The organism is Colwellia sp. MB3u-4 (assembly GCF_014077065.1).
GTDB lineage: Bacteria > Pseudomonadota > Gammaproteobacteria > Enterobacterales > Alteromonadaceae > Cognaticolwellia.
The window spans coordinates 1-361 of sequence record NZ_JACGVE010000008.1 but is presented as its reverse complement, the minus strand read 5'-3'; the positions used below and the strand labels follow the sequence as shown (position 1 = coordinate 361).

The 361-nt window shown below is 28.8% G+C and carries 1 protein-coding gene; it reads left to right on the top strand.

The features are described from left to right. The coding region (locus tag H4J61_RS00025) for a transposase (protein ID WP_182182608.1) at positions 1–137 on the top strand (137 nt) is incomplete at its 5' end. Positions 138–361: the final 224 nt, after the last annotated feature.

Here is a 361-nt window from a genome sequence, read left to right as displayed (position 1 = left end):
AACCTGTATTTGGCAATATTACCGTCAATAAAGGCATGAATAAATTCACGTTGCGCGGACAAGAAAAAGTGAATACTCAATGGCAACTGTATTGCCTTGTTCATAACATTGAGAAGTTAAGAAGTTGCCTATATTAGGGCTTGAAATCCCATCATCACACCATTAAAACCTTCTAAAAACATAGAGTAAGAAATACATTCCCCATTATTTAATATTTAATATTTAATATTTAATATTTAACAATGCAAACATTAAAATCGCCAAAAACGTAAACGTTTTTGATTGTTAAAAGAAAATAATCCAGTTAGAGTATTTTGATTAAATAATTATAATAAAAACGAGTAATTCTACAGGCTCGTTA